The organism is Salinivibrio sp. IB282, assembly GCF_001995685.1.
Lineage (GTDB): Bacteria > Pseudomonadota > Gammaproteobacteria > Enterobacterales > Vibrionaceae > Salinivibrio > Salinivibrio kushneri.
The window spans coordinates 1-7,516 of record NZ_MUET01000095.1; the positions used below are offsets into that span (position 1 = coordinate 1).

The 7,516-nt window shown below is 49.5% G+C and carries 8 protein-coding genes and 6 tRNA genes; 12 read left to right on the forward strand and 2 right to left on the reverse strand.

The window, feature by feature from the left end; translation table 11 throughout:
• The 8 genes from BZG14_RS14050 to BZG14_RS14085 form a co-directional block, all read left to right on the forward strand.
• A partial coding sequence (locus BZG14_RS14050) for an NAD(P)/FAD-dependent oxidoreductase (protein WP_131825194.1) occupies nucleotides 1–503 on the forward strand: 503 nt, incomplete at its 5' end.
• 121 nt (nucleotides 504–624) lie between these two features.
• Nucleotides 625–1,233, forward strand: a complete 609-nt coding sequence (locus tag BZG14_RS14055; protein ID WP_077487012.1) for a 2OG-Fe(II) oxygenase — start codon at nucleotides 625–627, stop codon at nucleotides 1,231–1,233.
• A 116-nt stretch (nucleotides 1,234–1,349) separates the two neighbouring features.
• Nucleotides 1,350–1,919, forward strand: coding sequence for an alpha-ketoglutarate-dependent dioxygenase AlkB family protein (locus BZG14_RS14060; RefSeq protein ID WP_077487034.1), 570 nt, complete (start codon nucleotides 1,350–1,352; stop codon nucleotides 1,917–1,919).
• Nucleotides 1,920–2,154: 235 nt separating this feature from the next.
• Nucleotides 2,155–2,228, forward strand: a tRNA-Cys gene (locus BZG14_RS14065).
• Between the two features lie 28 nt (nucleotides 2,229–2,256).
• Nucleotides 2,257–2,333 (forward strand) — tRNA-Met (locus BZG14_RS14070).
• A gap of 37 nt (nucleotides 2,334–2,370) precedes the next feature.
• Nucleotides 2,371–2,446: transfer RNA gene (locus BZG14_RS14075), tRNA-Gly, on the forward strand.
• A gap of 37 nt (nucleotides 2,447–2,483) precedes the next feature.
• Nucleotides 2,484–2,560 (forward strand) — tRNA-Met (locus BZG14_RS14080).
• 37 nt (nucleotides 2,561–2,597) lie between these two features.
• Nucleotides 2,598–2,673 (forward strand) — tRNA-Gly (locus BZG14_RS14085).
• Nucleotides 2,674–2,696: 23 nt separating this feature from the next.
• Here the strand turns inward: BZG14_RS14085 and BZG14_RS14090 are convergent.
• Nucleotides 2,697–3,668, reverse strand: coding sequence for a sensor domain-containing diguanylate cyclase (locus BZG14_RS14090; RefSeq protein WP_069362237.1), 972 nt, complete (start codon nucleotides 3,666–3,668; stop codon nucleotides 2,697–2,699).
• A 328-nt stretch (nucleotides 3,669–3,996) separates the two neighbouring features.
• Between BZG14_RS14090 and BZG14_RS14095 the strand changes: the two genes are divergently transcribed.
• Nucleotides 3,997–4,983: an arginine deiminase-related protein gene (locus BZG14_RS14095; protein WP_077609027.1), complete on the forward strand. Its 987-nt coding sequence runs from the start codon at nucleotides 3,997–3,999 to the stop codon at nucleotides 4,981–4,983.
• A 72-nt stretch (nucleotides 4,984–5,055) separates the two neighbouring features.
• On the opposite strand, the gene BZG14_RS14100 is transcribed toward BZG14_RS14095, so the two are convergent.
• Nucleotides 5,056–5,415: a HopJ type III effector protein gene (locus BZG14_RS14100; RefSeq protein ID WP_069362239.1), complete on the reverse strand. Its 360-nt coding sequence runs from the start codon at nucleotides 5,413–5,415 to the stop codon at nucleotides 5,056–5,058.
• Nucleotides 5,416–5,597: 182 nt separating this feature from the next.
• Between BZG14_RS14100 and BZG14_RS14105 the strand changes: the two genes are divergently transcribed.
• From BZG14_RS14105 to BZG14_RS14115, 3 genes are all read left to right on the forward strand, one after another.
• Nucleotides 5,598–5,688: transfer RNA gene (locus tag BZG14_RS14105), tRNA-Ser, on the forward strand.
• A gap of 159 nt (nucleotides 5,689–5,847) precedes the next feature.
• Nucleotides 5,848–6,732, forward strand: a complete 885-nt coding sequence (locus tag BZG14_RS14110; RefSeq protein ID WP_241824677.1) for a sterol desaturase family protein — start codon at nucleotides 5,848–5,850, stop codon at nucleotides 6,730–6,732.
• 97 nt (nucleotides 6,733–6,829) lie between these two features.
• On the forward strand, nucleotides 6,830–7,516 hold a 687-nt coding region (locus BZG14_RS14115), incomplete at its 3' end, for a glycyl radical enzyme domain-containing protein (protein WP_131825195.1).

Sequence of the window (7,516 nt, forward strand, 5' to 3'; positions counted from 1 at the left end):
TTATTGCTGTGACCGAACCGCTTGGTGAGCGTATGCCAATTACCAATCGCATGGCGATGTCGGATCTCAACAACTGTTTAGACTATTTCCGTCCCACGGCAGAGGGGCGCTTATTGTTTGGTGGCGTCAATCATCCGTTTAATCGCGAGTATAAGGATTCGGCGCAGCGGCTCCACCATCGGATGACTAAGGTTTTCCCTCAACTGGGCCAGGTAAAGATGGACTATCACTGGGGCGGAATGTTTGCTGTGACGCGTAGTTATATGCCGCACATTGCGCATTTAGGTCATGATATTTATACCGCACATGGATATACGGGGCATGGCGTTGGATTAACCAATATTGCGGGACGAGTGGTTGCCGAGGCCATCTATGGCCAAGCCAGTCGCTTTGATGTGTTTGCTCGCCTCAAACATGGCTGGATACCCACGCCAAAAATGCTACGTAGCCCAGCGCTGGCGCTCGCGATTTGGAAAGCAAAACTCGAGGATTTGCTTGGTTGATATGTTGAGAGAGAGTGACGCTATCGATGAGTTATGCTTATGGTCACGATAAACAACGCATGTTGTCCTGCCGGTTAAACGCAGTAAGGTAACGTCTCCATTTCTAGGCGGAGACAAGTGGTTGAGCAACCTGGCTATCATCGATGATATTGCGACACATGGACTCAGTGTGTGCGACGGATTTTTGTCAGCGCAAGAGGTGCATGACTTACGCACATGCTTGCCCGCCCAATGGGCGCAAGCTACGATTGGGCGCGAACAAAAACAGCACACTAATACGCAAATTCGTCGGGATAAAATTCACTGGTTAGAACGCGGGCGCCAGCCTGCCGTGGATGCATTACTAGCAAAAATGGCCGATCTTCAGCAGGCATTCAATCGTCACCTTTTTTTGGGGCTATTTGAATATGAAGCGCATTTTGCCAAGTACAACCCTGGTGACTTTTATGCCAAACATTATGATGCCTTCGAAGGGCGCTCAAACCGTAAAGTGACCACCGTGTTGTATCTTAATGAAGATTGGTCTGAACAAGACGGGGGCGAAATCGTCATTTACAACCACGACGGTAGCCATCGACAAACGTTATGGCCGAAAGCGGGACGATTGGTGACGTTTTTATCCGAAGCTTTCCCTCATGAGGTGCTTCCCGCCAAAAGACAGCGTTTTAGTATTGCCGGCTGGTATCGATTGAATGGTATGAGCGGGCAGCGCGTTGATCCAATCCGCTAACGACAGCCATACTCACTGTCTAACAGTATTGAACGAGGCAGTGTTTTATGGCTCGCTCTCCCGAGCAACAAAGTTTCTTTTCTGATGCGGCATTTGATAGCCACCCGATCACTGATATGCCTGATGCTCAGGTGGATTGGTGGCCTGAGTGGCTATCAGCGGGGTGTGCAGATACATTGTTCTCAACCTTACTCGCGCAAACCCCCTGGCAACAATTGCCGATTTCGTTGTTTGGYCGCACCGTGATGCAGCCACGTTTATTGGCATGGTATGGTGATCATCCTTACACCTACAGCGGACTCACGCTTCAGCCGCTGCCTTGGACGCATCCCTTGCGCCAACTCAAAGGCTGGGTAGAGGCAAAGTGTCAGACTTCCTTTAACACTGTTCTGTTAAATCGCTATCGTAGCGGCAGCGATTACATGGGGTGGCACCGAGATGATGAGCCTGAGCTGGGGGAGCAACCTACCATTGCCTCTGTCAGCTTGGGGGCGAGCCGGCGTTTTCTTTTTCGCCATCCTAAGCGGCAAGAAAAGCGTGAGGTTTTATTGAATCACGGATCCTTGCTGGTGATGAGAGGCACAACCCAAACACATTGGCAACATAGTTTGCCGAAAACGCAAAAGCCGACGAGTGAGCGAATCAACGTAACATTTCGTTGGATCAATAATGATAGCGTCACTTAATAGCTTTTGCGTGCGTCGATGTGTATTGAGCAAAAAACCACGAGCTAACACGAGATGTTTTAAGAGGTTAGTGAGAACGAGCAAAAGAAAATGCCCAAAACAACAGCAAGTTGGGTGTTTTTTGATGTTTTCGTTTGCAAAACAGGCAGGTGACACTTTTTTTAAATAATAAGTGTTGACTCGATCACGTTAATCCGTAGAATGCCTCCCCGTACTCAAGAGGCAGCAGCGTTAAGGCGCGTTGGCAGAGTGGCTATGCAGCGGATTGCAAATCCGTGGACCTCGGTTCGACTCCGGGACGCGCCTCCATGTTTCTCTTAGTGCAGTATAATTCGGACGCGGGATGGAGCAGTTTGGTAGCTCGTCGGGCTCATAACCCGAAGGTCGGCGGTTCAAATCCGTCTCCCGCAACCAATTTTACACAGCGYCATGCAACGCTTAATTGCATAAAGCGACATTAGCTCAGCTGGTAGAGCGCGACCTTGCCAAGGTCGAGGTCACGAGTTCGAACCTCGTATGTCGCTCCAAGTTTTGCCCACATCAAGCAACAATTGATGTTACGGACGCGGGATGGAGCAGTTTGGTAGCTCGTCGGGCTCATAACCCGAAGGTCGGCGGTTCAAATCCGYCTCCCGCAACCAATTTTMCACAGCGTYATKYAACGYTTRAWTRMATAAGGCGACATTAGCTCAGCTGGTAGAGCGCGACCTTGCCAAGGTCGAGGTCACGAGTTCGAACCTCGTATGTCGCTCCAATCTTCATAACTCTCCATCGACTTCACCCTATATGACGTGTTTCTTCAGGCACAGCGTAGCGCCTTGTATCACTTGTCGCGTCTAGAAGCATTGTTTCTAGCGTGACGGTTTCGTCAATCTGCGAAAAGTGCGCAAGGCCGACTGAGTAGTTGAACGGATAGCGTTCTAAGGATAATCGGCGACAAAGCCGGAGATAGAAGCGATCCAATTGTGCTTCGACCGCATCGACATCCTGTTGAATCAATAATATCGCAAATTCACAGCCTTCTAGGCGACCAACCCAGCCCAAATCACCGAACACATCTGTTAGACAGCCAGCAAACTCTTTCAGGACTTTGTCGCCGGCATGCTTGCCATAGCGCTGGTTGACGTCTTGTAACTGGCGAACGTCAAAGTGTAATAACGTATGTTGATCTTCAATGACAACGTCGTCTGTCAGATAACTGTTTACTTCTCGGTAAAAGCCACGTCGATTAAAGACATCTGTTAGCGGATCAATGACATTTTGTTGCGTCATGACCAACTCATGCTCGACGATACGCGCGAGGTCTGACAGCGCGCGCTGACAGGCATCCGTAAGCTCGCGAGGGTGATGATCGATCACACAGAGCGTTCCAAGCAGGTGTTCGCTATCCAGGCTAAAGGGAAAACCTGCATAAAAACGAATATAAGGAGGGCCGGTTACCAACGGGTTGTCAGCAAAGCGACTGTCGTTGAGCGTATCCTCAACAATTAATGGCTCTAATTGCTGAATAGCATGACCACAAATCGATTCGCTGCGGCTTGTTTGGTTGACGGCTAAACCACGTTTAGCTTTAAACCATTGTCTCTGTTCATCAACGAGGCTAATTGCGACAACGGGGCAGTCAGAAACGTATGCCGCTACCCTGACAATCCGCTCAAATCTGTCTTCGTGTCCAGTATCTAATATGCCTAGATCGTGCAATGCGTGAAGTCTTTGCTGCTCATTGTGAGTGGGGCGCGCCGTTTCCATGCCTTTTCCTCCTTGCCGCTATTTCTATTGTAGCCAACCACACACAGGGTAGGGGCAATAATTGTTCGGAGAGGTGAATATCGCTGCGACCCCGAGAAGCTTTTAAAAAGAACATTAATTCAGTGAGATATAGGAGAACTGGCTGTAAGTGTCTGTAGGTGTGCGAGAGGCTGAGAAACTCAGTTTGTAAAAAACTTGTTTCAATGATATTTTCCTCCGCTTGTTCAGTATTCACACTGTTGGAAGAGGCGGTGACGCACCCGGATTGATCGCGTGCGTGACAGCGACTCTATACTCTTAATACTTGTTGTTTTTAGAAGGTTTGCTTATGGCGTTTTTAGCGAGCTGTGATACCCAATATCCGCTGACTCATCCACATGCGGCGTCTGCTGTGGTGATGGTGCCCCCGCTTCATTTTAAATTTAATGCGCAAACGAGTGAGGATAATGGTTTTCAGCATGCGCCGTCACTACCGGATGAAGAGGTAAAAGCGCGCGCGATGGCAGAATTCAACAACATGGTGATGATCCTCCGCCGCCATGGTATCGATGTGGTGGTGATGGAGTACCCAGACTCTGACCCTGCAACGCCTGATGCCGTGTTTCCCAATAACTGGTTTAGTACCCTCCCCAGTGGCGAGCTTTATCTTTACCCTATGGCGTGCCCAAACCGCCAGCTAGAGGTGAAACCCGAGCGCTTAATGACTGCATTGGACCGTGCAGGCTATGCCGTCAATCACGTACACAAAGTGAAGTGTCATGACAAGGACGATGCGTTTCTTGAAAGTACGGGTGCGATGGTTATCGACCACCTCAACCAGCGTGTTTATGCGGCGCTTTCACACCGTTGTGACAGCATTTTGCTCACTGAGTGGGCAGCAAAGGTAGGCATGCGACAAGTCGTGAGCTTTAACACGGAAATGAGCGATGGCAATCCGGTTTATCATACCAATGTGATGATGGCGGTGGGTGAAGAGTTTGCCGTTGTGTGCGATGAGGTGATAGAACCGGGGCAGCGAGATCTTGTGTGTAACACATTGAGTCAAGATAAAACCTTGGTATCCATTAGTGAATCACAAATGAACCAGCTTTGTGGCAATATTTTACAATTGCGCAATCGCCACGGTGAATCACTCATCGTCATGTCATTGTCGGCCTACAGTGCGTTTACTGAAGAGCAAAAACGCACGCTGCGCCAATTTGGTAAATTGGTACCTGTCGATGTCAACACAATTGAAACCGTGGGTGGGGGAAGCGTGCGTTGTATGATGGGAGAAGTATTTCTACCTCGTCATCAAGCCGCGATGTCGGGTTAAAGGCGTCGGTTAAAACGTCGGTTTAATAGGCAAAACGGCGACTTAGGGTCGCCGTTTCACGTTGCTTTCATGCTACGAGTGCGCGCGTGTTTTGGCCTTAAGTGGCATTTTGTCAAATGAGACACCGTTCCATCCAGTGACCATAAAGTTGCGAATGTTTTTGTGATCCGTCCCCGAAGGGTTGCTCAGCACGTCCTCGCGATAATACCCCCCAAAGCAGGAGAGTGTCTGTGCTTCCGTAAGCTCATGGAGCTGGCAGAATGCGAGGACTTTGCAAGACCCTGTGTTCTGGCCTGCTTTATTAGCCAGATCACCGTTAGTGAATCGAGTGGGGGCATAGTCGTAATGGGCATCTATCACCGCTATTGTCTCGTCAAACATTACCATATCTGGGGTTTGCGTGACTTTAGCGAGAAAGCTGTCTAAGGTCATGTTGGTTCCTGAGTTAATAACATGCGAGCTCTCGTCGAGAGTATGTGCACGTTGTACCAACTTGTTTAACCAATGTGAAGCCAAGAGAAGCGACTAATGGATAAATATCCATCACTTAAACCAAATTTTTTGTTGCAGTGCTTTACATTGACTCGGGGCAACATTAGTATACCACCCAGTTCGGAGGGATGGCTGAGCGGTTGAAAGCACCGGTCTTGAAAACCGGCAAGGGTTAATAGCCCTTCCAGGGTTCGAATCCCTGTCCCTCCGCCACATACCGAAAAGCCGCTGAGAAATCAGCGGCTTTTTTGTATCTATATATCCGCTTACTCTCCTTTTGTGCGCAAACTAACAGCTTGGTGATGCTTTTCCTTACAGGTTGGGCTGAAACACCTAATATGTTAAGAAACTGTACTGTGCGATAAAGGCTCCGTGACTGAACTGATCTCCCATCCAGAATGGCTACTGCTTGGACTGGCTCCCGTGTTTTTCTTATGCATGTTGGGGGAGTACTGGGTAGCGCTGCGCCGCGGAAAATTGGGCGATAATGCCCGTTATTACGTGCCGGAAGTGCTTTGTAACTTTACCTTGGCGGGGCTGCATCAAGCTGCAGATTTACTGACAGGCTTGCTGGTTGCCAAGGTCTATTTATGGTGGTTTGGCTGGCGGCTGTTCGATATTGAGATGTCGGTGAGTCTGTTTTTATTGCTGATGATCGCGCAAGATTTTTGTTACTACTGGTTCCACCGCGCCAGCCATCGTGTTCGCTGGATGTGGGCGGCGCATGTGGTGCATCATAGCTCAGAGCGGATGAACTTTAGCACCGCGTTTCGCCAAAGCTTAATGTATCCGCTGGCAGGGATGTGGCTGTTTTGGCTGCCGCTGGTGGTGATTGGATTTCCGCCGCAATGGGTGGTGTTTGTTGTACTGCTGAATTTAGGGTTACAGTTTTTTGTTCACACTCAATGGATAAAGACACTCGGGCCTGTGGAGTGGATTTTTAATACCCCGTCTCATCATCGCGTTCATCATGGCGTAAATCCTCAGTACATCGACAAAAACTACGCGGGCATTTTAATCATTTGGGACAAGTTATTTGGCACCTTCGAGCCGGAATCTGAATCGGTTCGCTATGGGATCCCTAAGCCAGTGAACAGTTTCAATCCTCTGGTGGTGACCTTTGCCGAATGGCAACAAATGTGGCGAGACGCCACGCAGCCCGATCTGAGCGTTCGGCAACGATGGCAGTGCTTGTTTGCGCCGCCAGAACAAGCACAAAATCACACGACACACGAGCAAGCATCACGTAAGAGGTAGCAGTTTTCCATCGTGTGGGCAAGCTAACATATTCTAAGAAAATAACCCTTTATTCTTATGGGGTTATTCTTAGAACTCAGCTTGTCAGGAGCCCCGCATGGCAGACGCTATGCATGCCATTGTTACCCATCCGCACTTAACCCCATCGCAGAAAACGTTAGCGCTCGCTGCGCAAGCCGATGCGGCTTTGCCCTACGTACCTTGCAGCCGAGCGCTCGTGGCTGCGATGGAGCAGGGTGTGATTGGCGATATGTTTGAGGGTCACGCTCCCTTTAAACCGCGTTATGTGTTGCCCGATTATGCCCGCTTTTTAAAACGTGGGTCGGAGTATTTGGCGTTAACGCCGGCAACCGATCTAGAGGATGCGCTGATGAAGCTCATGGTGCTTTACCATCATGTGCCTTCGGTGACCAATATCCCGGTGTTTTTGGGTTATCTCGATCAACTCCTGCTGCCATATTGCGAGGATGTGAGTGATGAACATTTGTATCAAGCGCTGAAGCGATTCTGGATCCAGCTCGATAGAACACTGCCAGACGCATTTATGCATGCCAATATTGGCCCAGATGATAATCGTGTTTGCCGCATGATTTTGCGCATCGATGCAGAACTGCAGCAAGTTGCCCCCAACCTGACCTTGATGGTGGATCCGTCTTGTACCCCGCGCACCCTAGTTCGTCAGGCGACAGATAACATCATTGCCTGTAGCAAGCCACATATTGCTAACTGGCCGGTACACCAAGCCACATTTGGTGATGCAGAGGCTCACTCGCCCAATATGGGG